We start from the raw sequence: 23668 nt of genomic DNA on the forward strand, positions 1-23668 counted from the left end.
GCCAAGCTGGTTGCGCTTCGCGCAACGCGCCATGCCTGGCGCACATAAAAAAAGGACTCCGAAGAGTCCTTTTTCAGCTTGACGCGCCGCGGTGATTAAACGCCCGAAGCCTTGGCTGCTGCGACGTCCTTGATGGACAGCTTGATACGGCCGCGGTTGTCCACGTCCAGTACCAGCACTTCCACTTCCTGGCCTTCCTTGAGGATGTCGGTCACTTTCTCGACGCGAGCATCGCTCAGCATGGAGATGTGAACCAGACCGTCCTTGCCCGGCAGGATGTTGACGAATGCGCCGAAGTCGACGATGCGCTCAACCTTGCCGACGTAGATCTTGCCGATCTCGGCTTCTGCAGTGATGCCCAGAACGCGCTGACGCGCGGCCTCTGCGGCTTCCTTGGTTTCGCCGAAGATCTTGATCGAGCCGTCGTCTTCGATGTCGATCGAAGCCTTGGTTTCTTCGCAGATCGCACGAATGGTCGCGCCGCCTTTACCGATAACGTCACGGATTTTGTCGGTGTCGATTTTCATCGCGATCATGGTTGGCGCGTTGGCCGACAGTTCGGTACGCGACTGGCCAATGATCTGGTTCATCTGGCCGAGGATGTTCAGGCGAGCTTCCAGGGCTTGGCCCAGGGCGATCTCCATGATTTCTTCGGTGATGCCTTTGATCTTGATGTCCATCTGCAGCGCGGTCACGCCTTTGGCGGTACCGGCTACTTTGAAGTCCATGTCACCCAGGTGGTCTTCGTCGCCCAGGATGTCGGTCAGGATGGCGAACTTCTCGCCTTCTTTAACCAGGCCCATGGCGATACCGGCAACCGGCGCCTTCATCGGCACACCGGCGTCCATCAGGGCCAGGGAAGCGCCGCACACGGAAGCCATGGAGCTGGAACCGTTGGACTCGGTGATTTCCGAAACCACACGGATGGTGTACGGGAATACGTCAACCGCCGGCAGCATGGCCTGGACCGAACGACGGGCCAGACGGCCGTGACCGATTTCGCGGCGGCCAGCACCACCCATGCGGCCACACTCGCCCACCGAGAACGGTGGGAAGTTGTAGTGCAGCATGAAGGGGTCTTTTTTCTCGCCTTCCAGGGTGTCCAGCAGTTGCGCGTCACGGGCGGTGCCCAGGGTTGCAACGACCAGGGCCTGGGTTTCACCACGGGTGAACAGGGCCGAACCGTGGGTTTTTGGCAGAACGCCGACTTCGATGTTCAGAGGACGTACGGTGCGGGTGTCGCGGCCGTCGATACGTGGCTTGCCGTTGACGATGTTTTCGCGAACGGTGCGGTATTCGATCTCGCCGAAAGCAGCTTTGACTTCGCTGGACGAAGGCTGGCCTTCTTCACCGGACAGCTTGGCAACCACCTGATCCTTCAGCTCGCCCAGGCGCGCGTAACGGTCGGCCTTGACGGTGATGGTGTAAGCCTGGGAGATCGCTTCGCCGAACTCGGCACGGATCGCACCCAACAGCGCGGTGGCTTCGGCTTGCGGGGTCCAGCTCCAGGTTGGCTTGGCCGCTTCGGCAGCCAGCTCTTTCACAGCCTGGATGACCGATTGGAACTCGTCGTGGGCGAACAGCACGGCGCCCAACATCTGGTCTTCGGTCAGCTCTTTGGCTTCCGACTCAACCATCAGTACGGCTTCGGACGTACCGGCAACGACCATGTCCAGGCTCGATGCTTTCAGTTGCTCGTAGGTCGGGTTCAGCAGGTAGCCGGTGCTTTCGTGGAAAGCAACACGAGCGGCGCCGATCGGGCCGTCGAAAGGAATACCGGAGATGGCCAGGGCAGCCGAGGTGCCGATCATCGCAGCGATGTCCGGATCGGTCTTCTTGCTGGTGGAAACGACGGTGCAGACAACCTGCACTTCGTTCATGAAACCTTCCGGGAACAGCGGACGGATCGGACGGTCGATCAGTCGGGAAGTCAGGGTTTCTTTTTCGGAAGGACGGCCTTCACGCTTGAAGAAACCGCCAGGGATCTTGCCGGCAGCGTAGGTTTTTTCCTGGTAGTGAACAGACAGCGGGAAAAAGCCTTTGCTCGGGTCAGCGGTCTTGGCGCCAACCACGGTCACCAGTACGGTGACGTCATCGTCAACGGTGACCAGCACTGCGCCGGAGGCTTGACGGGCGATACGGCCTGTCTCGAGGGTAACGGTCGATTGACCGAACTGGAATTTTTTGATGACCGGGTTCACGGTGTCCTACCTTCTTTGTGGCTCTTGGGGGAACGTGTCTTCTTGCGAAATTCTTGGGCAATGTCGGGAATCGGCCCAACGCCTGTCCAGGGGTAAAACGTGTATCCAGATAAAACTTGAGGCTGGGAGCCTGCCATGGGCCAGCGGGAATCCCACTGACACACGGCAGACAACCAACCTCTAGCGCAACCGCTGATTAGCGACGCAGACCCAGGCGACCGATCAGAGTCTGATAACGACCCAGATCCTTGCCTTTCAGGTAGTCCAGCAGCTTGCGACGCTGGTTTACCATGCGGATCAGACCACGACGGGAGTGGTGGTCTTTACCGTTGGCCTTGAAGTGACCTTGCAGCTTGTTGATGTTGTGGGTCAGCAGTGCAACTTGCACTTCTGGCGAACCAGTGTCACCAACAGCTTGCTGGTAGTCAGCTACGATTTGAGCCTTTTCTTGAACGTCGAGAGCCATGAGGCAATCCTTTTATCAGGAAACCACCCAAAGGGCGATTTCAACAGGCCAGGGACAAATCCCTGTATCTAAAAATGAGTAGTGACCGTGCCTGTTAACAGCCACCCTCGTTCGGTCATTCTGACCGAATCAGTCGACGCGGCGCGATCCGCCCGTCTTCGCTCACTTCACCGATACCGATAAAGCGACCGTTGTGATCCTGTACCCGCACCATGCCGAACTTCGGCGCATCCGGGGCGCGTACCGGTTGGCCATTGAGCCAGTAGAACGCGCTGTGTTCCGAAAAGTGCAGCAATGGCCAATCCAGCAAACCGCTGTCCGAAGGCATCAGGAAGCGATCGACTGCTTCATGGCCGCCCTCGGCATGTACCGCTTCAAGCTCCTCCAGCGTGACCGTCTGGGCCAGGGTGAAAGGGCCGGCCTGGGTACGCCGCAATTCTGCGACGTAGGCGCCACAACCCAGTTGCTCACCAATATCCTCAACCAATGTACGAATATAGGTGCCTTTGCTGCAGTCCACCGCCAATCGGGCGGTGTCGCCCTCACTGGCGAGCAATTCCAGGCGCGCAATAGTAACAGAACGCGGTTCGCGCTCCACTACTTCACCTGCGCGTGCCAGCTTGTAAAGCGGCTGCCCGTCACGCTTGAGCGCCGAGTACATGGGCGGTATCTGGCTGATTTGCCCACGAAAAGCGGGTAAAGCCGCTTCAATATCCGCACGACCAACGGTCACCTCACGCACCTGCAAAACATCACCTTCAGCGTCTGCCGTGGTGGTGGTCTTGCCCAGTTGCATCAGGGTTTCGTAACCCTTGTCGGAATCGAGCAGGTATTGGGAGAACTTGGTGGCCTCGCCAAAGCACAACGGCAAGACGCCGGTAGCCAACGGATCGAGGCTGCCGGTGTGACCGGCCTTCTCGGCGTTGAGCAGCCAACGGACCTTCTGCAAGGCGGCATTGGAGGTAAAGCCCAAGGGCTTGTCCAGCAGGATGATGCCGCTGACGTTACGACGGATACGTTTGACCTGAGCCACCATTTACTCCTTGGCGTCTTCAGGTGCCGGCGCGTGCTGGCTGTCTTCTGCCACCGCCCGCTCGATCAGTGCCGAGAGGTGTGCGCCACGCGCCACGCTTTCGTCGTAATGGAAGTGCAGTTGCGGAACGCTGCGCAGCTTCATTTCACGGGCCAGTTGCATGCGCAAAAAGCCTGCGGCCGAGTTGAGCACCTTGATGGTCTGGGCGATGTCTTCGCCGTTGTCCTGGCCCATCACGGTGATGAAGATCTTGGCGTGGCCCACGTCGCGACTCACGTCAACGGCGGTAATGGTGACCAGGCCTACACGCGGGTCTTTGACTTCACGACGGATCAACTGTGCCAGCTCGCGCTGCATCTGATCGCCGATACGTTGGGTGCGGCTGTATTCTTTTGCCATGTCTTGTTACCTGTTACTGCCACACGGCGAAAGCCGTGGGGTCTGAAAGCGGCAAACGCCCGGCCTGACAAAAGCCAGACCGGGCGTTGCGTTTAGAGTCCGGACACAGCGCGCGGCATTTGCATGCCCACACGCTGTGTGGCCCTTGAAGTGCGCGAGTCAGAGGCTGCGAGCAACCTGAACCTTCTCGAAGACTTCGATCTTGTCGCCGACCTTGACGTCGTTGTAGCTCTTGACGCCGATGCCGCATTCCATGCCGTTACGCACTTCGGAAGCGTCATCCTTGAAGCGGCGCAGGGATTCCAGCTCGCCTTCGAAGATAACGATGTCTTCACGCAGTACACGGATCGGACGGTTACGGTACACAGTACCTTCGGTAACCATGCAACCTGCGATGGCGCCGAATTTCGGCGAGCGGAACACGTCACGAACCTCGGCGATACCCAGGATGTTCTCCCGGACGTCGCTGCCAAGCATGCCGGTGAGGGCTTTCTTGACGTCTTCGATGATGTCGTAGATGACGTTGTAGTAACGCATGTCCAGGCCTTCCTGCTCGACGATCTTGCGAGCGCCGGCATCGGCACGCACGTTGAAGCCGAACAGTACAGCGTTGGAAGCCAGTGCCAGGTTGGCGTCGGATTCGGTGATACCACCGACACCGCCACCGACGACACGCACTTGCACTTCGTCGTTACCCAGGCCGTTCAGAGCACCTTGCAGGGCTTCCAGCGAACCACGGACGTCAGACTTGAGGACGATGTTAAGCGTCTTCTTCTCTTCCTGGCCCATGTTCTCGAAGATGTTTTCCAGCTTGCCAGCGTGAGCGCGGGCCAACTTGACTTCGCGGAACTTGCCTTGACGGAACAGAGCCACTTCACGGGCTTTCTTCTCATCGGCAACCACGCTCATCTCGTCGCCAGCATCCGGCGTACCGTCAAGACCCAGGATCTCGACCGGAATGGCAGGACCTGCTTCCTTGATTGGCTTGCCGTTCTCGTCGAGCATGGCCCGTACACGGCCGTAGTTCGAACCGACCAGGATCATGTCGCCTTGGCGCAGAGTACCGTCTTGAACCAGCACGGTCGCCACCGGGCCACGGCCCTTGTCCAGGCGGGACTCGACAACCACACCACGGCCAGGTGCCGAAGGCGTAGCGGTCAGTTCCAGGACTTCGGCTTGCAACAGGACGGCTTCGAGCAGTTCGTCGACGCCCGTACCCATCTTCGCGGAAACCGGTACGAATGGTGTGTCGCCACCCCACTCTTCGGACGTTACGCCGTGAACCGACAGTTCGCTGCGGATGCGATCCAGGTCTGCACCCGGCTTGTCGATCTTGTTCACCGCGACCACCAGAGGAACACCTGCCGCCGTGGCGTGCTGGATAGCCTCGATGGTTTGTGGCATCACGCCGTCGTCCGCTGCAACCACCAGAATCACGATGTCGGTCGCCTTGGCACCACGGGCACGCATGGCGGTAAACGCAGCGTGACCCGGGGTATCGAGGAACGTCACCATGCCACGGTCGGTTTCAACGTGGTAAGCGCCGATGTGCTGGGTGATGCCGCCGGCTTCGCCCGCAGCCACCTTGGCACGACGGATGTAGTCGAGCAGGGAGGTTTTACCGTGGTCAACGTGGCCCATTACGGTCACAACCGGCGCACGGGAAACCGCTTCACCTTCAAACTTCAGGGACTCGGCCAGGGAATCTTCCAGGGCAGTGTCGCTGACCAGGGTCACTTTGTGGCCCAGCTCTTCAGCAACCAGTTGGGCAGTTTCCTGGTCCAGTACCTGGTTGATGGTGGCCGGAGTGCCCAGCTTGAACATGAACTTGATGATTTCGGCAGCCTTGACCGACATCTGCTGGGCGAGGTCGCCTACAGTGATGGTTTCGCCGATCTTCACTTCGCGCACGACAGGGCCGGTTGGGCTCTGGAAACCGTGGGCGTTGCGCTTTTTCAGCTTGGCCTTGCCGCGACCGCCGCGACGGAAGCCATCGCTTTCTTCGTCGGTGGTCCGTGGAGCCACACGTGGCGCCGGGGCTTTTTCCTTGACCGATGCACGATGAGGCGCGTTTTTACGCTCGCCATCGCCACCACCGCCGCCACGACGACTGCTGTCGTCGGCACGAGGCTTGTCTGGACGACGAGGCTCTTCGCGCTTGCGGGCATCTGCCGCTGGAGCCGGTGCCGGAGCAGCCGGAGCCGCCTCTTGCACAGTCTCTACAGGTGCAGAGGGCGCAACCGGAGCAGCAACCGCTTCAACTGGAGCAGCAGGCTGGCGACGCGCGTCTTCTTCGGCGCGGCGCTTGGCTTCTTCTTCAGCCTTTTGACGGGCAGCATTTTCTACCGCACGACGCTCTTCCAGCTCGCGCTTGCGCTCGGCTTCGATTTCTTCAGCGCTGCGTTGTACGAAGACTTTCTTCTTACGCACTTCAACACTGATGCTTTTGCTACCGGCAACACGCAGGGTGCTGGTCGTTTTGCGCTGCAATGTAATCTTGCGCGGTTCTTCCACTTTCGCCTTGTGGCTGCTCTTCAAGTGAGTCAGCAAAGACTGCTTCTCACTGTCGCTCACACCTTCATCGGCGGCGGTGTGCGGCAGACCTGCCTCACGCATCTGCTGCAACAGGCGCTCTACCGGTGTTTTGACCTCATCGGCCAGTTGTTTCACCGTGACTTGCGTCATGCACTTCTCTCCTCAGGCCGCGCCTAATTACTCGAACCAGTGGGCTCGGGCGGCCATGATCAACTTGCCGGCACGATCGTCGTCGATGCCGTCGATGTCGAGCAGGTCGTCAATAGACTGCTCGGCCAGGTCTTCGCGGGTAATTACGCCGCGCACCGCCAGTTCCATCGCCAAATCCTTGTCCATACCCTCAAGCGAGAGCAGGTCTTCGGCCGGATGGGCGTCTGCCAGCTTTTCCTCAGTAGCGATGGCTTTAGTCAACAAACGATCCTTGGCACGAGCGCGAAGCTCGTTGACGATGTCTTCGTCAAAGCCGTCGATGTTGAGCATTTCTTCCAGCGGTACGTAGGCAATCTCTTCCAGGCTGGTGAAGCCTTCATCTACCAGCACCTGTGCCAGCTCTTCGTCGACTTCCAGCTCGTCGATGAAGTTGCGCAGGATGTCACCGGTTTCAGCTTGCTGCTTAGCCTGGATGTCCGATTCGGTCATCACGTTCAGGGTCCAACCGGTCAGTTGGCTGGCCAGACGTACGTTCTGACCACCGCGACCGATGGCCTGAGCCAGATTGTCTGCGCCAACGGCGATGTCCATTGCATGGGCATCTTCGTCGACGATAATTGCCGCCACTTCTGCTGGCGACATGGCATTGATCACGAATTGTGCCGGGTTATCGTCCCACAGCACGATGTCCACACGCTCGCCGCCCAGTTCGCCCGACACTGCCTGCACGCGCGAACCGCGCATACCAATGCAAGCGCCCTGCGGGTCGATGCGTTTGTCCTTGGAGCGGACCGCGATCTTGGCACGCGAACCCGGATCGCGGGACGCGGCCATGACTTCGATCAGGCCTTCAGCAATTTCCGGCACTTCGATGCGGAACAGTTCGATCAGCATTTCCGGCGCAGTACGCGACAGGATCAGCTGAGGACCGCGGTTCTCGGTGCGGATTTCCTTGAGCAGCGCGCGCAAGCGCACGCCCACACGGAAAGTTTCGCGGGAAATGATGTCTTCACGGGCCAGCAACGCTTCGGCGTTGTTGCCCAGGTCAACGATCACGTTGTCGCGGGTTACTTTTTTCACGGTGCCGGAGATGATTTCCCCCAGGCGCTCGCGATAGGCGTCAACCACTTGGGCGCGCTCGGCTTCGCGAACTTTCTGCACGATGACTTGCTTGGCCGTCTGCGCAGCAATACGACCGAATTCGATCGACTCGATCTTTTCCTCGACGACATCACCGACCTTGGCGCCCGGGTGCGTTTGCGCAACCTTGCTCGGCCAGGTTTCGATAGCCGGATCATCAAGATCGTCTTCTTCGACTACCGTCCAACGACGGAACGTCTCATAGGCACCGGTGTGGCGATTGATTTCCACACGCAGATCAACTTCGTCTTCAAAGCGCTTTTTGGTAGCGGTGGCCAGGGCCAGCTCCAGTGCTTCAAAAATCACGCCTGCCGGTACACCCTTTTCATTGGATACCGACTCAACAACCAGCAGTACTTCTTTGCTCATCGTACGCCTCGCCTTTCGCAAGCCATTGGATCCGCGGGATCCGCGTCTCAGTCAAAACTGGGAATAATGTTGGCCTTGTCGATCAAATCGATCGGCAACAGGAACTCATGGTCGTCTACCTGCACCACGACATCCTGTTCTTCTACACCGCGCAGAAGGCCCTGAAAGTTGCGTCGCCCTTCAAAAGGGGAACGCAGCCTGATCTTCACTTGTTCACCGGCAAATTGTGCAAACTGCTCAATAGTGAACAGTGGGCGTTCCATGCCTGGCGAGGAAACTTCAAGGGTGTATTCATTGGTGATGGGATCTTCAACATCCAGCACACCACTGACCTGACGGCTGACAATGGCACAATCGTCCACCAGCACGCCGCCCTCTTTATCGATATAAACGCGCAACACGGAGTGACGGCCTTGAGCCGAATACTCGATACCCCAGCATTCATAGCCTAGGGCCACGACCACCGGGGCCAACAAGGCCTGCAACTCTTCTAGCTTGCTCGACACCTGAACCCCCTCGTGCATGTATGTGCATGCTGTGCAAAATAAAAAATGGGCGAAACGCCCATCCTTGAAACGCCGTCGAACAGCGGCGTTGAAAGTGTCCAGCTAACAAAAAGCCCCTTAAAAGGGGCTCCGCTAAAACTGGTTGCGGGGGCCGGATTTGAACCGACGACCTTCGGGTTATGAGCCCGACGAGCTACCAGGCTGCTCCACCCCGCGACAAAGCTGGGGCAGAAGTATACGGCTGATCCCTTACAGGGTCAATGTAACCTTCCACCTACAAGAAAGCCCGCAATCGCGGGCTCTCCTGATAATTGGTACCGAGAAGGGGACTCGAACCCCTACACCCTATGGGCACAACCACCTCAAGGTTGCGTGTCTACCAATTCCACCACCTCGGCAAAACAGCGTTTACAACATAAAACCCTTCTTACTTCTGCTCTTGAGCTGGAGGTACGTCAGTCGCTGGAGTAGCCGACTTTTGCTCTTGAAGCACCGGGACATCATCAGAAGCCGGTTTTGCTTTTGGAACTTCCAACACCGCTGGGTTTGGCAAACCTACTTGAGTCAGCACATGAGCCTTCTCTTTAGCAAAGTAACCTAACCCCAAGCTGGTTATGAAAAAAGCTGCGGCAAGTATAGCAGTAAACTTACTAAGAAAGGTAGAGGAACCTTGGCTTCCGAACACAGTATTTGAAGCACCTGCCCCGAAAGACGCACCAGCGTCCGCACCCTTGCCCTGCTGCAGCAATACCAGGGCAACTACGCCCAACGCGCCCAACAGATGAAAAACGACTACGACTGTTTCCAGCATTTTCTCAGTTTCCCGCGGCGCGACAGATCGCACCGAACTCATCTGCATTCAGGGAAGCTCCACCAATGAGCCCCCCATCGATATCCGGCATGCCGAACAGTTCGACCGCATTGGCCGCCTTCACGCTGCCGCCGTATAGAAGACGCACACCTTGTGCAACTTCAGAATTTTCTGCCGCCAACTGAGCACGGATGGCGGCGTGCACATCCTGCGCCTGTTGCGGCGAAGCCGTCAGCCCGGTACCAATGGCCCAGACCGGCTCGTAGGCAATAACTGCCTTTGCAAAAGCACCGACTCCCAGCTCCTCGATGATGCTGCCCAGCTGACGCCCGACAACCTCAAGCGTTTTCCCGGACTCGCGCTGCTCGAGGGTTTCCCCTACGCACAACACCGGAATTAAGCCACAAGCCTGTGCCGCTGCGAACTTGCGATTAAGCGTCCCATCACGCTCGCCCATCATCTGACGGCGCTCGGAGTGCCCGACAAGCACCAGGGAACAACCCGCATCAACCAGCTGACTCGGCGCAATCTCTCCGGTCAACGCACCCTGCATGGCTTCCACCGCAGAGTTCTGCGCGCCGACCTGGATCGACTTGCCTTTCAAGCCATCAATCACTTGATTGATATACAAGCTAGGCGGGAATACCGCGACATCAACACTGCTCGGCAATGCCAAGTGACGAAGGCCATTGATCAGCTCGGCGACACTGGCGCGGGTACCGTGCATCTTCCAGTTACCAGCTACCATAGTGCGACGCATGCTGTACCTCGTCGGTCAAAGTGGGCGCAGATGTTACCCAACCCTTTCAACACTGGCAAGCCGAATTCAGGCGCAAACTTCAGTTACCAGTTTTGCCAGCTCTTCGGCATAGCCGCGAACCTGAACTTCATCTTCGCCTTCAACCATCACACGCACCAAAGGCTCAGTGCCAGACTTGCGCAACAACACCCGCCCACGGCCCGCCATAGCAGCAGTCACGCGCGCACTGGCTTCTTTCACGGCAGGGTGCTCGATCGGATTTTCGCCACCGACGAAGCGCACGTTCAACAGCACCTGGGGGCATTTACGCAAGGCGAGGCGAGCTTGGCCAAGGCTTTCTCCACTACGACGCAGCGCCAGCAGCACTTGTAACGCCGCAATGATCGCGTCGCCGGTCGTCGTGTGCTGGAAGCAGACGACATGCCCGGAGTTCTCACCACCGACCTGCCACTCACGCTCAAGCAGCTCGGCAATCACATAACGGTCACCGACGTTGGCCCGCACAAACGGGATACCCAGGTCCGCCAGTGCCAGCTCCAACCCCAGGTTACTCATCAGCGTCCCCACAACACCGCCCTGCAGCTTGCCACGCTCGTGCAGGTCGCGCGCAATGATGAACAGCAGATCGTCGCCATCCACAATCGCCCCGGTGTGATCGACCATCAATACACGGTCACCGTCACCGTCAAAAGCAATACCCAAATCAGCCTGCTCGGCCAATACGGCCGCCTGCAGTTGCCCCATATGGGTCGAACCGCAGTTTTCATTGATATTCAGGCCGTTTGGTTGAGCGCACAGGACAGTAACCTGCGCCCCCAGCTCCTTGAAAACGCTGGGCGCCACTTTATAGGTTGCACCATGAGCGCAGTCGATAACGACTTTAAGGCCGGCAAAATTGGTGCTGGTCGGCACGCTGCTTTTGCAAAACTCGATATACCGCCCCGAGGCGTCGTTGATTCGCGATACCTTGCCCAACTTGCTCGATTCGACGACCGTCATCGGCGCATCCAGCAACTCTTCGATCATGTGCTCGATTTCGTCAGGCAGCTTGGTGCCCTGCCCCGAGAAAAACTTGATGCCATTGTCGTCATGGGGGTTGTGCGAAGCACTGATCACAATACCGGCCTCAGCGTGAAAAGTACGCGTCAGGTAAGCGATCGCAGGCGTAGGCATTGGCCCCAGCAGCATGACATCAGCGCCAGCGGCAGACAGGCCGGCCTCCAGAGCGGACTCGAACATATAACCCGAAATGCGGGTGTCCTTGCCGACCAGGATTCGGCAGGCGCCCATGCTGCGAAATGCCATGCCGGCAGCCCAGCCCAGCTTGAGCATAAAGTCTGGCGTGATCGGAAATTCGCCGACCCGACCGCGAATACCGTCAGTGCCAAAATATTTTTTAGTCATAAGTGCTCCGTCATTCTTATTCGGCGGACTCAACCGCTTCGATCATCCGCATCACATCCACCGTCTCGGCAACGTCATGCACCCGCAAAATACGCGCACCTTTGCTTACAGCAAGCGCCGCCAGGGCAAGCCCCCCATACAACCGCTCGCCCACGGGGCGATTGAGTGCCTGCCCTATCATGCTCTTGCGTGAAACGCCGACCAACAAAGGACGACCAAGGGCATGCAAAGTCTCCATCTGCCTAAACAGACTCAAATTGTGTTGCAAGGTTTTGGCAAAACCAAACCCTGGGTCAAGAATAATCCGCTCGGAGGGAATTCCGGCCGCCACACAGTCAGCAATGCGCTGCGCAAGAAATGCGCTCACCTCATCGACGAGATTGTCGTAATGCGGGCTGTCCTGCATGTTCCCAGGCTCGCCAAGCATGTGCATCAGGCAAACCGGCAAGCCGGTTGCAGCGGCGGCATCCAGGGCGCCATCGCGCCGGAGTGAGCGCACATCGTTGATCAACCCGGCCCCCAGGCGTGCCGTTTCGCGCATGACCGCTGGCGTGGACGTATCAACAGAAATGATCACGTCCAGCTCACGGTGGATACGCTCCACGATAGGCGCAACCCGCTCAAGCTCCTCCAGCGGAGAAACAGCACGGGCACCCGGACGCGTGGACTCACCGCCGACATCAATCAACGTAGCGCCAGCAGCCACCATTGCCTCGGCATGACGCAACGCCGTATCGAGCTGGCTGAATTTGCCGCCGTCGGAGAAGGAATCAGGGGTTACGTTAAGAATGCCCATAACATGCGTATGGGCCAAATCAAGAACCCGGCTGCCGCAAGGCAACCGGGCTGAGGACAGCGCAGAAGTCATTTCAAACCTTAATGGTCGGCAGCCGGGCCGCCGATCGGGGTTTCAGGGCGCTCGTTCTGCACCACGGGCGGCGTGGTGCCGGATGTGCCCGAACCACCTTCCCAATCCCGCGGCTCGCGAGGAGGTCGGCCCGCCATGATGTCGTCAATTTGCTCGGCATCAATGGTTTCATACTTCATCAAGGCATCTGCCATGGCATCAAGCTTGTCACGGTTGTCCGTGAGGATTTGCTTGGCCGTGCCGTAGCACTGATCAATGATACTGCGCACTTCGGAGTCGATCAGCTTGGCTGTCTCGCCGGAGAAGCTTGCGTTCTGACCGCCGCCGCCACGCCCCAGGAACACTTCACCCTCTTCCTCGGCATACATCAAAGGACCGAGTTTTTCCGAAAGGCCCCACTTGGTCACCATGTTCCGTGCAATCTGGCTCGCACGCATGATGTCGTTGGATGCACCCGTGGTAACGCCGTCAAAACCCAACGTCATCTCTTCAGCGATCCGGCCGCCATACAGCGAGCAGATCTGACTGATCAGCGCGCGCTTGGAGAGGCTGTAGCGGTCCTCTTCCGGCAGGAACATGGTCACACCCAAGGCTCGGCCACGCGGAATGATCGACACTTTGTACACAGGGTCATGCTCAGGCACCACGCGCCCCACGATAGCGTGACCGGCTTCGTGATAAGCGGTGTTCTGCTTCTCTTTCTCGGACATGACCATGGATTTGCGCTCGGCGCCCATCATGATCTTGTCTTTAGCCAGTTCGAACTCTTTCATCTCGACGATGCGCTTGCCCACGCGTGCGGCGAACAATGATGCCTCGTTCACCAGGTTGGCCAGGTCAGCACCGGAGAAGCCAGGTGTACCACGGGCAATAACGGCCGGAGCCACATCGTCACCCATCGGCACTTTACGCATGTGTACTTTCAGGATCTGCTCGCGACCACGAATATCCGGCAACCCGACCACCACCTGACGGTCAAAACGACCTGGACGCAACAGCGCCGGGTCCAGTACATCAGGGCGGTTGGTGGCGGCAATCACGATAATGCCGTCGTTCATTTCGAAGCCGTCCATCTCGACCAGTAACTGGTTGAGGGTCTGCTCACGCTCGTCATGACCGCCGCCCATGCCGGCGCCACGATGGCGACCCACGGCGTCGATTTCGTCGATGAAGATGATGCACGGCGCGTGTTTCTTGGCCTGCTCGAACATGTCGCGAACACGGCTGGCGCCGACACCCACGAACATTTCGACGAAGTCAGAGCCGGAAATGGTGAAGAACGGAACCTTGGCTTCACCAGCGATGGCCTTGGCCAACAAGGTTTTACCTGTACCGGGCGGGCCTACCATCAGCACGCCACGAGGAATGCGACCACCCAGGCGCTGGAATTTGCCGGGATCACGCAGGAACTCGACCAGCTCACCGACTTCTTCCTTGGCTTCATCACAACCTGCGACGTCAGCCAAGGTGGTTTTTACCTGATCTTCGGAGAGCAGGCGCGCCTTGCTCTTGCCAAAGCTCATCGGCCCGCCCTTGCCCCCTGCGCCACCTTGCATCTGGCGCATGAAGAACATGAACACGGCGATAATCACCAGGATCGGGAAGCTGGCCACCAGAAGCTGGGTCCAGATGCTCTGCTGCTCAGGCTGTTTGCCTTCGACGACCACATGGTTGTCCACCAGATCGCCGATCAGGCCGTTGTCCTGAATCGCAGGACGAATGGTCTTGAAGCTGTCGCCGTCGTTACGCTTACCGGTAATCACGTAGCCGTCTACCGCTACGCGCTCGACCTTGCCATCCTTAACTTGCTGGATGAAGTCGGAATAGTTGAGGGTCTGCGGCTCGTTAGGGCTGGAGAAGTTGTTCATCACCGTCACCAGGACCGCCGCGATGATCAACCACAGGATAAGATTCTTTGCCATATCGTTCAATTAACTACCCTCTGAAGCAAGCTCCGCTGCTGGCGCGCGCTTCGCATGATATTCACCGGCCTAACTTACTACATTACCTACACCGCTGGCAGGCGCCGTCTGTAACCCTTTGTGAAACTTTGACTACACAATATTCGTAAAGCTTCATGACGAAAGCGATATAAAAAAACCTATCGACTCACTCAAAACGTTCAAAGACGCTCCTCACTGGCCGCGCCTTCAACCCCGCGAAAGCCTCGCGCCAGCAAATACTGCTCGCGGGACCTGTCCCGGGAAGAATCCGGCTTGCGCATCTGCACCTTGTCGAACAGCTTGCGAATGTTTTTGTGGTACTCGTCGAAGCCTTCCCCCTGGAAGACCTTGACCAGAAAATCACCACCGGGCCGCAAGACCCTACCCGCCAGATCCAGTGCCAGTTCGCAGAGGAACATCGCTCGTGGCATATCAACGGCCGGTAATCCACTCATATTGGGGGCCATATCGGAAATCACAAGGTCTACCTGAGAATTTCCGACAGCCTCCAGGATCTGGGCCAAGACAGCGTCTTCGGTAAAGTCGCCATGAACAAAGGTCACATCGGGGATGCTGTCCATTTCCAGAATGTCAGACGCGATCAACCGGCCCTGCCCGCCGATCAGGCGGCTGGCAACCTGCGACCAACCGCCCGGCGCGGCGCCCAGGTCGATTACACTCATGCCTGGACGGAACAATTTGTCCTTTTCCTGCAGTTCAAGCAGCTTGTAGCTGGCGCGAGAACGATAGCCGTCCTTTTGCGCCTTTTTGACATAAGGGTCGTTGAAATGTTCTTTGAGCCAATTAAGGCTGGTTTTGGAACGGGCCACGGGCCACCTCGAAAATAAAACCTGTCGTGATTAAGTGGGCGGTCCCGGACTCGCTCGGGTAAACTGGCCGCCGCTTTTTACAAGATCAGACGCAGGGGTCAGATTATGCCGCTCACTCAAGAGCAGAAGAAACAGTACAAATCCATTGGCCACCATCTGAAACCAGTTCTGATTGTGGCTGATAATGGTCTGACTGAAGGTGTTTTAGCCGAATTTGAACGCGCGCTGAATGATCATGAACTGATCAAGATCAAGGTCAACATCCTTGACCGTGAAGCTCGCCTGGCCGCCATTGCGCAACTGGGCAAGGTTGGCAAGGCCGACCTGGTTCAGATCATCGGCAAGATGGCACTGCTGTATCGCCGCAATTTCGACGTTAACAAGCAACTGTCGAACGTTCATCGCTTCAAGTGATAACAAGGGTCACGGGCGTGCTTCGCGCGCCCTGCCACTCCATCCCGGCGCAGGTTGCAACACCAGCACCAACCCGGAAAGCCCCAGCACCAGATAGCTGAACAGCTGCCAGCGCAAGGCTTGCGGCAAACAGATACGCACCGCGCAATACATCGCGCACGCATACAACGCCATCAGCAGCAGTTGCCCGCGGATATCCCGCCACACACTCTCCAGGCCCTGCGCCTTGATCAGCACCAGCACCTGAATCGTCACACACGCCGCCGCAAATCCCACCAGCAACGCACTCAATAATCCGCCAACCTCATCGATCAGCAACGGCGCCAGGCCAATCAGGCCCAACGCCGGTAATACGCCAATATGCAACAGCCATAGGCCGCCCACCCAAAGCATCTGGACAAACTGCCAAAGCATGGCGCCCGCCTGCAACGGGCGCCATTTTTCAGATGTGACGAACTTCGACAATCTCGTACTCGATCACGCCACTTGGCGTCTTCACAGCAACCACATCACCCTCTTCCTTGGCGATCAAGGCGCGAGCAATGGGAGAACCTACAGAGATCTTGCCTTGTTTGATGTCAGCTTCGTCTTCACCCACGATGTGGTAAGTCACGCTTTCATCCGTTTCGACGTTGGCGATTTCCACCGTCGTACCGAAAATCACCTTGCCGGTCTTCGCAATGGTCGTCACGTCGATGACCACCGAGTTCTGCAGGCGGCCTTCGATGTCACGAATACGGGCCTCGACCATACCCTGCTGCTCACGGGCAGCGTGGTATTCGGCGTTTTCCTTCAGGTCGCCCAACTCCCGGGCCGTGCCGATATCCTGGCTCAGCTTCGGACGGACGACCTTAGTCAGATGGGCGTGCTCCTCTTCCAGGGCCTTGAAGCCCTGGACGGTCATTGGGTATTTGGTCATGCCTTCAATCCTGCGTGTAGATCCTGCAAGCGACGCACGGTCTTTTCCGGACCGAACTTGAGCGCTTCACAGATGGCTTCGCCAGCAGCAATGGTGGTGGTGCAGTAGATCTTGTGCTGCAAGGCGTTACGACGAATGGAGTAGGAGTCCGCGATCGACTGGCGACCTTCGGTGGTGTTGATGATCAGGGTGACTTCGTCATTCTTGATCATGTCGACCACGTGTGGACGGCCTTCCGTCACCTTGTTTACGCGACGCACTTTCAGGCCGGCAGCCTCGATCAGCTTGGCGGTCCCGGCGGTGGCCACGACTTCAAAGCCCAAGTTGATCAGATCACGGGCCACGCCCGCAACCAGTGGCTTGTCGTCATCACGCACGCTGATAAACGCAGTACCGCCGGTTGGCAACACTTCGCTGGCACCCATCTGCGCCTTGGCAAAGGCCTCACCGAAGGTGTCGCCCACGCCCATCACTTCGCCGGTCGACTTCATCTCTGGGCCGAGGATCGGGTCTACACCCGGGAATTTGGCGAAGGGGAACACCGCCTCTTTCACGCTGTAGAAGTTCGGAATGATTTCCTTGGTGAAGCCGATTTCCTTCAAGGTCTTACCGGCCATCACACGCGCAGCGATCATCGCCAGGGAGACACCGATGCACTTGGAAACAAATGGCACGGTACGCGACGCGCGCGGGTTGACTTCGATGACATAAATGTCTTCGCCTTGCAGCGCCAACTGCACGTTCATCAGGCCAATCACGCCCAGTTCCAGGGCCATTTTCTTGACCTGCTCGCGCATTTCGTCCTGGATGTGGGCGGGCAGCGAGTAAGGCGGCAGCGAGCAAGCGGAGTCGCCGGAGTGAACGCCGGCCTGCTCGATGTGCTGCATGATCGCGCCGATCACCACATCGGTGCCGTCGCACACTGCATCCACGTCCATTTCGATGGCGCAGTTCAGGAAGTGGTCCAGCAGCACCGGGCTGTCGTTGGACACCTTCACCGCATCACGCAGGTAGCGCTTGAGCTCTTCTTCCTGGTAGACGATTTCCATCGCCCGGCCGCCCAGCACGTAGGACGGGCGCACCACCAGCGGGTAGCCGATTTTGCTGGCCGCGCGGATGGCTTCGTCTTCGCTGCGCACGGTGGCGTTTGGCGGTTGACGCAGGTTCAGGCGCTCAACCATTTGCTGGAAGCGCTCACGGTCTTCAGCGCGGTCGATCGCGTCCGGGCTGGTGCCGATGATCGGCACGCCAGCCGCTTCAAGCGCACGGGCCAGTTTCAGCGGCGTCTGGCCGCCGTACTGGACGATCACGCCTTTTGGCTTCTCGACGCGCACGATTTCCAGCACGTCTTCCAGGGTCACTGGCTCGAAGTACAGGCGATCAGAGGTGTCGTAGTCGGTGGAAACGGTTTCCGGGTTGCAGTTGACCATGATGGTCTCGTACCCGTCGTCGCGCAGGGCGAGAGCCGCGTGCACGCAGCAGTAGTCGAACTCGATACCTTGGCCGATACGGTTCGGGCCACCACCCAGAATGATGATTTTGTCGCGACCCGACGGCGCCGCCTCGCACTCCTCCTCATAGGTGGAGTACAGGTAGGCCGTGTCGGTAGCGAACTCGGCCGCGCAGGTGTCCACGCGCTTGTAGACCGGGAAAACTTCCAGCTTGTGGCGATGAGTCCGAAGGTTTTTCTCGGTCACACCCAGCAGCTTGGCCAGGCGCTGGTCGGAGAAGCCTTTGCGCTTGAGGCGGAACATCATGTCGCGGTCGATGCTGGCCAGACCCAGGGTCTTGACCTTCTCTTCGTCCTTGATCAGGTCTTCGATCTGCACCAGGAACCACGGATCGATCATGTTCATGCCAAAGATGTCTTCGACGCTCAGGCCCGCGCGGAACGCGTCCGCCACGTACCAGATACGCTCGGCGCCCGGCACGGTCAATTCGCGCTTGAGCACGCTCATGCTGTCCGGGTTGCTCAGGTCGAGCTTCTCGTCCAGGCCGCACACGCCCACTTCCAGGCCGCGCAGGGCTTTCTGCAGGGACTCCTGGAAGGTCCGGCCAATGGCCATGACTTCACCGACCGACTTCATCTGGGTGGTCAAGCGTGCATCGGCCTGAGCGAATTTCTCGAAGGCAAACCGTGGCAGCTTGGTCACGACGTAGTCGATGGACGGCTCGAAAGACGCCGGGGTCTTGCCGCCGGTGATGTCGTTCGACAGCTCGTCCAGGGTGTAACCCACCGCCAGCTTGGCCGCGACCTTGGCGATCGGGAAACCGGTGGCCTTGGACGCCAGCGCCGAGGAGCGCGAAACACGCGGGTTCATTTCGATCACGACCATACGGCCGGTGTCCGGGCAGATACCGAACTGAACGTTGGAACCGCCGGTTTCCACGCCGATCTCGCGCAGTACCGCCAGGGAGGCGTTGCGCAGGATCTGGTATTCCTTGTCGGTCAGGGTTTGTGCAGGCGCAACGGTGATCGAGTCGCCGGTGTGCACGCCCATCGGGTCGAAGTTTTCGATGGAGCAAACAATGATGCAGTTGTCCTTTTTGTCACGGACAACTTCCATCTCATATTCTTTCCAGCCGATCAGGGACTCGTCGATCAGCAGCTCTTTGGTCGGCGACAGGTCCAGACCGCGGGCGCAGATTTCTTCGAATTCTTCACGGTTGTACGCGATACCGCCGCCCGTGCCGCCCATGGTGAAGGACGGACGGATGATGCACGGAAAGCCTAGCGTCTCAAGGACCGCATTGGCCTCTTCCATGCTGTGGGCGATACCGGAACGCGGGCAGGCAAGGCCGATGGACTTCATGGCTTTGTCGAAACGCGAACGGTCTTCGGCCTTGTCGATGGTGTCAGCATTTGCACCGATCATCTCTACGCCGAATTTTTCCAGAACGCCTTCACGCTCCAGGTCCAGGGCGCAGTTCAGTGCAGTCTGGCCGCCCATGGTTGGCAGCAGCGCGTCCGGGCGCTCTTTTTCGATGATCTTGGCAACGGTCTGCCACTTGATCGGCTCGATGTAGGTCGCGTCGGCCATGGCCGGGTCGGTCATGATGGTGGCTGGGTTGGAGTTCACCAGGATGACGCGGTAGCCCTCTTCGCGCAGGGCTTTGCAGGCCTGGGCGCCGGAGTAGTCGAATTCGCAGGCCTGGCCGATCACGATCGGGCCAGCGCCGAGAATCAGGATGCTTTTTATGTCTGTACGTTTTGGCATGGGTTTGTCACTCAAATCCGCAGGTCAGTCGGCAAGCCGTCTTGAACAATCGTTGAAGCGCCTGAAGGGGCCGCCGCCGTGCGGGGCCGCCCTCAGGCCACTCGCTTAGCGGCGCTTGGCCATCTCATTGATGAAACGGTCGAACAGCGGCGCGACGTCGTTCGGGCCCGGGCTGGCTTCAGGGTGGCCCTGGAAGCTGAACGCGCTCTTGTCGGTACGCTCGATACCCTGCAGGGAACCGTCGAACAGCGATTTGTGAATGGCGCGCACGTTGCTCGGCAAGGTGGCTTCATCCACCGCAAAACCGTGGTTCTGGCTGGTGATCATCACAACGCCGGTATCCAGGTCTTGCACCGGGTGGTTGGCACCGTGGTGGCCGTGGCCCATTTTCAGGGTCTTGGCGCCGGAGGCCAGGGCCAACAGCTGGTGGCCCAGGCAAATACCGAAGACCGGAATCTCGGTTTCCAGCACGTCTTTAATAGCCTGGATTGCGTAGTCGCAAGGCTCGGGGTCACCCGGGCCGTTGGACAGGAACACGCCGTCCGGCTGCAAGGCCAACACGTCACTGGCCGGGGTTTGCGCAGGCACCACGGTCACGCGGCAGCCGCGCTCGACCAGCATGCGCAGGATGTTGTGCTTGATGCCGTAGTCAAACGCAACAACGTGATAAGGCAGTTCAGAGGCCTCGAGAGTCGCGTGGCTGTCGGTTTTCAAGTCCCAGACAGTGGAGCGCCATTCGTACTTTTCCTGGGTGCTGACGACTTTGGCCAGGTCCATGCCCTTGAGGCCAGGGAACCCTTGGGCCGCGGCAATGGCGGCTTCTTCAGTGATGTTGTCACCGGCCAGGATGCAGCCGTTTTGCGAGCCTTTTTCGCGCAGGATGCGGGTCAGGCGGCGCGTGTCGATACCGGCGATTGCCACAACGTTGTTGGCTTTCAGGTAATCGGACAGGGACATCGTGTTGCGCCAGTTGCTCGCAACCAGTGGCAGGTCACGAATCACCAGGCCAGCGGACCAGACACGGTCGGACTCGGCGTCTTGCTGCGTGGTGCCGGTGTTGCCGATGTGCGGGTAGGTCAGGGTAACGATCTGTTGGGCGTAGGAAGGATCGGTAAGGATTTCCTGATAGCCGGTCATTGCGGTGTTAAACACCACCTCTCCAACGGTTTGACCGTCGGCTCCAATGGCTTCGCCGCGAAAAATGCTGCCATCAGCAAGGGCGAGTATGGCTGGCTTAGTCAAGAAGACCTCCCGTAAATAAAGCCTGAAAGGGCGATCGCAGGTTGTAAAAAAGCGGAGTGACGTATGGACACGTCACCCCGCTTCTTCACCGAATTATTCTGCGCGCTTTTAGTGGACACACTAAAGCTGTAGCTTACAGAAAAAGGCTTTTTTGGTCCACCGCTAAAGAGCCTTAAAGGCAGGAGAATGCGACAGAACATCGCTTAGCGGGTAAAAACGGGGCCTAATCTTAAGGTTTAGACCCCGTTTTATCTACTCTTTAATGCAGATCCAGCACGTCACGCATGTCGTACAGGCCGGCGTCACGGCCATCCAGCCACAGCGCCGCACGCACGGCGCCCTTGGCGAACGTCATGCGGCTGGAGGCTTTATGGGTAATTTCCAGGCGCTCACCTTCGGTGGCGAACAGCACCGTATGATCACCCACTACATCCCCACCACGAACCGTCGCAAAGCCGATGGTGTCGCGAGCGCGAGCGCCGGTATGACCTTCGCGCCCATACACGGCCACTTTTGACAGGTCACGCCCGAGCGCCTCGGCCACCGCCTCACCCATGCGCAACGCCGTACCCGAAGGTGCATCGATCTTGTGCCGGTGATGCGTTTCGATGATCTCGATGTCCGCCTCATCCCCTAGCACGCGCGCGGCCATGTCCAGCAATTTCAGCGACAGGTTCACACCCACGCTGAAGTTGGCGGCAAACACGATAGGGATATCCTTGCCCGCCTCCACCAGCAGCTGCTTTTGCTCGGCGTTCAAACCGGTCGTGCCGATGACCATGGCCTTGCCCGCCTTACGACAGAACGCCAGGTTTTTCAGCATCACTTCCGGCAAGGTGAAGTCGATCAATACATCGAACTCGTCAGCCACTTGATCCAGGCTGCCGGACAACGAAACACCGATGCGCCCGATAGAGGCCAGTTCACCGGCGTCCGCGCCGATCAACGTGCTGCCCGGCCGCACAATTGCCGCCGTCAGCCCGGAGGCCGGCGAGCGCTGCTGCACCGCCTCCACCAGGTTCTTGCCCATGCGCCCGGCAGCGCCCATCACCGCGATACGTCGCATATTCACGTCCTTACAGGTCGCCGAAGAAGCGCTTCACGCCTTCGAACCAGCCAGTGGTCTTGGGCGAATGGGAACCGTCAACGCCCAAGGAGCCGCGCAACTCTTCAAGCAGCTCGCGCTGACGACGACCCAGGTTGACCGGGGTTTCTACCGCCACCCGGCACATCAGGTCACCCGCTCCGCCACCGCGCACCGGCGCCACGCCCTTGCCACGAATGCGGAACTGCTTGCCGGTCTGCGTACCTTCAGGGATCTTCAGCTTGACTCGACCGTCCAGCGTCGGGATTTCAAGCTCGCCACCCAGGGCCGCATCGACAAAGCTGATCGGCACTTCGCAGAACAGGTGCTTGCCGTCACGCTGGAAAATCGAGTGCTCGCGCACATTGATCACCACGTACAGGTCGCCTGTCGGGCCACCCTGAGCCCCCGCCTCGCCTTCGCCGGAAAGACGGATGCGGTCGCCCGTATCCACACCCGCCGGCACTTTCACCGACAGGGTCTTGTACTCTTCGACGCGGCCTTCGCCATGGCAGGAGTCGCACGGATCGGAAATGATCTTGCCCTGGCCATGGCAGCGCGGGCAGGTTTGCTGCACCGAGAAGAAGCCTTGCTGCATACGGACCTGGCCAATACCGCCGCAGGTCGGGCAGGTAATCGGCGAGGAGCCTTTCTTGGCGCCCGAACCGTCGCACGGCTTGCAATTGACCAGTGTCGGCACACGAATATTGACGGTGGTGCCACGCACCGCCTCTTCCAGGTTCAGCTCCAAGGTGTAACGCAAGTCGCTGCCACGCTGGGCACCGCCACGCTGACCACCGCGGCCGCCGCCAAAGAAGTCACTGAACACGTCGCCGAAAATATCGGAGAAGTTCTGCCCGCCAAAACCTGCGCCACCGCCACCCATGCTCGGGTCGACGCCGGCATGACCATATTGGTCATAGGCCGCGCGCTTGTTTGGATCGCTCAGGCATTCATAGGCCTCGTTGGCCTCTTTGAACAAGTCTTCGGATTCTTTGCTGTCCGGATTACGGTCCGGGTGGTGCTTCATTGCCAGGCGGCGGTAGGCCTTTTTCAGGTCCGCCTCGCTGGAGCCGCGCTCCACACCCAACACTTCGTAATAGTCACGCTTTGCCATAAGTCTTTGCACTCTTAAGGACGTCCGGCAAAACCCTCCTGAGCCTTGCCAAACTCGCTGAGCCCCAATACAGGCCCGGACCCAACTCACGTCAATTCAACGATCCTGGTCGTTACTGCATCAAAACTGCGGTGTTCATGGCTCGAAAAGCAGGAGCATTTCCGATCACACCGCCAGCACCCGAGCGTTGTCGCATGCTGTAAAAATTCGTATACCCCAGACACGCCAACGCGGGAGCAAGCTCCCGCGCGGCGACATC

The 23668-nt window shown here is 58.8% G+C and carries 20 protein-coding genes and 2 tRNA genes; 1 reads left to right on the forward strand and 21 read right to left on the reverse strand.

The window, feature by feature from the left end:
• Window positions 1-95 precede the first annotated feature (95 nt).
• The 15 genes from pnp to rlmE form a co-directional block, all read right to left on the reverse strand.
• Entirely contained in the window at window positions 96-2201 is a 2106-nt protein-coding gene (gene pnp, locus ACW9H9_RS22905) for a polyribonucleotide nucleotidyltransferase (protein WP_457345517.1), read from the reverse strand.
• A 196-nt stretch (window positions 2202-2397) separates the two neighbouring features.
• The gene (gene rpsO / locus ACW9H9_RS22910) at window positions 2398-2667 is read right to left on the reverse strand and encodes a 30S ribosomal protein S15 (RefSeq protein ID WP_003177875.1); all 270 of its coding nucleotides are present in this window, start codon (window positions 2665-2667) and stop codon (window positions 2398-2400) included.
• Between the two features lie 115 nt (window positions 2668-2782).
• A complete protein-coding gene (gene truB, locus ACW9H9_RS22915; protein ID WP_457345516.1) occupies window positions 2783-3700 on the reverse strand; it encodes a tRNA pseudouridine(55) synthase TruB in 918 nt (305 codons plus the stop codon).
• Window positions 3701-3703: 3 nt separating this feature from the next.
• Window positions 3704-4099 (reverse strand): 30S ribosome-binding factor RbfA, encoded by a 396-nt coding sequence (gene rbfA / locus ACW9H9_RS22920; RefSeq protein WP_457345515.1) that lies wholly within the window; start codon window positions 4097-4099, stop codon window positions 3704-3706.
• Between the two features lie 159 nt (window positions 4100-4258).
• Window positions 4259-6784 (reverse strand): translation initiation factor IF-2, encoded by a 2526-nt coding sequence (infB, locus tag ACW9H9_RS22925; RefSeq protein ID WP_457345514.1) that lies wholly within the window; start codon window positions 6782-6784, stop codon window positions 4259-4261.
• Between the two features lie 27 nt (window positions 6785-6811).
• On the reverse strand, window positions 6812-8293 hold the full coding sequence (gene nusA / locus ACW9H9_RS22930; RefSeq protein ID WP_457345512.1) for a transcription termination factor NusA: 1482 nt from the start codon (window positions 8291-8293) through the stop codon (window positions 6812-6814).
• Between the two features lie 47 nt (window positions 8294-8340).
• Entirely contained in the window at window positions 8341-8799 is a 459-nt protein-coding gene (gene rimP / locus ACW9H9_RS22935) for a ribosome maturation factor RimP (protein WP_457345511.1), read from the reverse strand.
• A gap of 139 nt (window positions 8800-8938) precedes the next feature.
• Window positions 8939-9015: transfer RNA gene (locus ACW9H9_RS22940), tRNA-Met, on the reverse strand.
• 96 nt (window positions 9016-9111) lie between these two features.
• A tRNA-Leu gene (locus ACW9H9_RS22945) sits at window positions 9112-9197 on the reverse strand.
• Between the two features lie 29 nt (window positions 9198-9226).
• Entirely contained in the window at window positions 9227-9610 is a 384-nt protein-coding gene (gene secG, locus ACW9H9_RS22950; RefSeq protein ID WP_457345510.1) for a preprotein translocase subunit SecG, read from the reverse strand.
• A 4-nt stretch (window positions 9611-9614) separates the two neighbouring features.
• Complete coding sequence (gene tpiA, locus ACW9H9_RS22955) at window positions 9615-10370, reverse strand: triose-phosphate isomerase (protein ID WP_457345509.1); 756 nt, start codon at window positions 10368-10370, stop codon at window positions 9615-9617.
• Window positions 10371-10436: 66 nt separating this feature from the next.
• A complete protein-coding gene (glmM, locus tag ACW9H9_RS22960) occupies window positions 10437-11774 on the reverse strand; it encodes a phosphoglucosamine mutase (protein ID WP_457345508.1) in 1338 nt (445 codons plus the stop codon).
• Window positions 11775-11790: 16 nt separating this feature from the next.
• A complete protein-coding gene (folP, locus tag ACW9H9_RS22965; protein WP_457345507.1) occupies window positions 11791-12642 on the reverse strand; it encodes a dihydropteroate synthase in 852 nt (283 codons plus the stop codon).
• Window positions 12643-12650: 8 nt separating this feature from the next.
• Window positions 12651-14564, reverse strand: coding sequence for an ATP-dependent zinc metalloprotease FtsH (ftsH, locus tag ACW9H9_RS22970; protein WP_457345506.1), 1914 nt, complete (start codon window positions 14562-14564; stop codon window positions 12651-12653).
• Between the two features lie 200 nt (window positions 14565-14764).
• Window positions 14765-15415: a 23S rRNA (uridine(2552)-2'-O)-methyltransferase RlmE gene (gene rlmE, locus ACW9H9_RS22975; RefSeq protein WP_457345505.1), complete on the reverse strand. Its 651-nt coding sequence runs from the start codon at window positions 15413-15415 to the stop codon at window positions 14765-14767.
• Between the two features lie 105 nt (window positions 15416-15520).
• On the opposite strand from rlmE, the gene ACW9H9_RS22980 reads away from it, so the two are divergent.
• Window positions 15521-15829, forward strand: coding sequence for a YhbY family RNA-binding protein (locus ACW9H9_RS22980; protein WP_457345503.1), 309 nt, complete (start codon window positions 15521-15523; stop codon window positions 15827-15829).
• Window positions 15830-15838: 9 nt separating this feature from the next.
• Here ACW9H9_RS22980 and ACW9H9_RS22985 read toward each other — a convergent pair whose 3' ends face one another.
• From ACW9H9_RS22985 to dnaJ, 6 genes are all read right to left on the reverse strand, one after another.
• Window positions 15839-16243, reverse strand: coding sequence for an MFS transporter (locus ACW9H9_RS22985; RefSeq protein WP_457345502.1), 405 nt, complete (start codon window positions 16241-16243; stop codon window positions 15839-15841).
• Window positions 16244-16271: 28 nt separating this feature from the next.
• Window positions 16272-16748: a transcription elongation factor GreA gene (greA, locus tag ACW9H9_RS22990; protein ID WP_457345501.1), complete on the reverse strand. Its 477-nt coding sequence runs from the start codon at window positions 16746-16748 to the stop codon at window positions 16272-16274.
• Window positions 16745-19966, reverse strand: a complete 3222-nt coding sequence (gene carB, locus ACW9H9_RS22995) for a carbamoyl-phosphate synthase large subunit (RefSeq protein WP_457345500.1) — start codon at window positions 19964-19966, stop codon at window positions 16745-16747. The genes greA and carB overlap by 4 nt, the downstream gene beginning before the upstream one ends.
• A gap of 105 nt (window positions 19967-20071) precedes the next feature.
• Window positions 20072-21208, reverse strand: a complete 1137-nt coding sequence (gene carA / locus ACW9H9_RS23000) for a glutamine-hydrolyzing carbamoyl-phosphate synthase small subunit (protein WP_457345499.1) — start codon at window positions 21206-21208, stop codon at window positions 20072-20074.
• A gap of 259 nt (window positions 21209-21467) precedes the next feature.
• On the reverse strand, window positions 21468-22274 hold the full coding sequence (gene dapB, locus ACW9H9_RS23005) for a 4-hydroxy-tetrahydrodipicolinate reductase (RefSeq protein ID WP_457345498.1): 807 nt from the start codon (window positions 22272-22274) through the stop codon (window positions 21468-21470).
• 10 nt (window positions 22275-22284) lie between these two features.
• Window positions 22285-23409, reverse strand: a complete 1125-nt coding sequence (dnaJ, locus tag ACW9H9_RS23010; protein ID WP_457345497.1) for a molecular chaperone DnaJ — start codon at window positions 23407-23409, stop codon at window positions 22285-22287.
• Between the last annotated feature and the right edge of the window lie 259 nt (window positions 23410-23668).

This window comes from Pseudomonas sp. SDO5215_S409, from assembly GCF_054071325.1.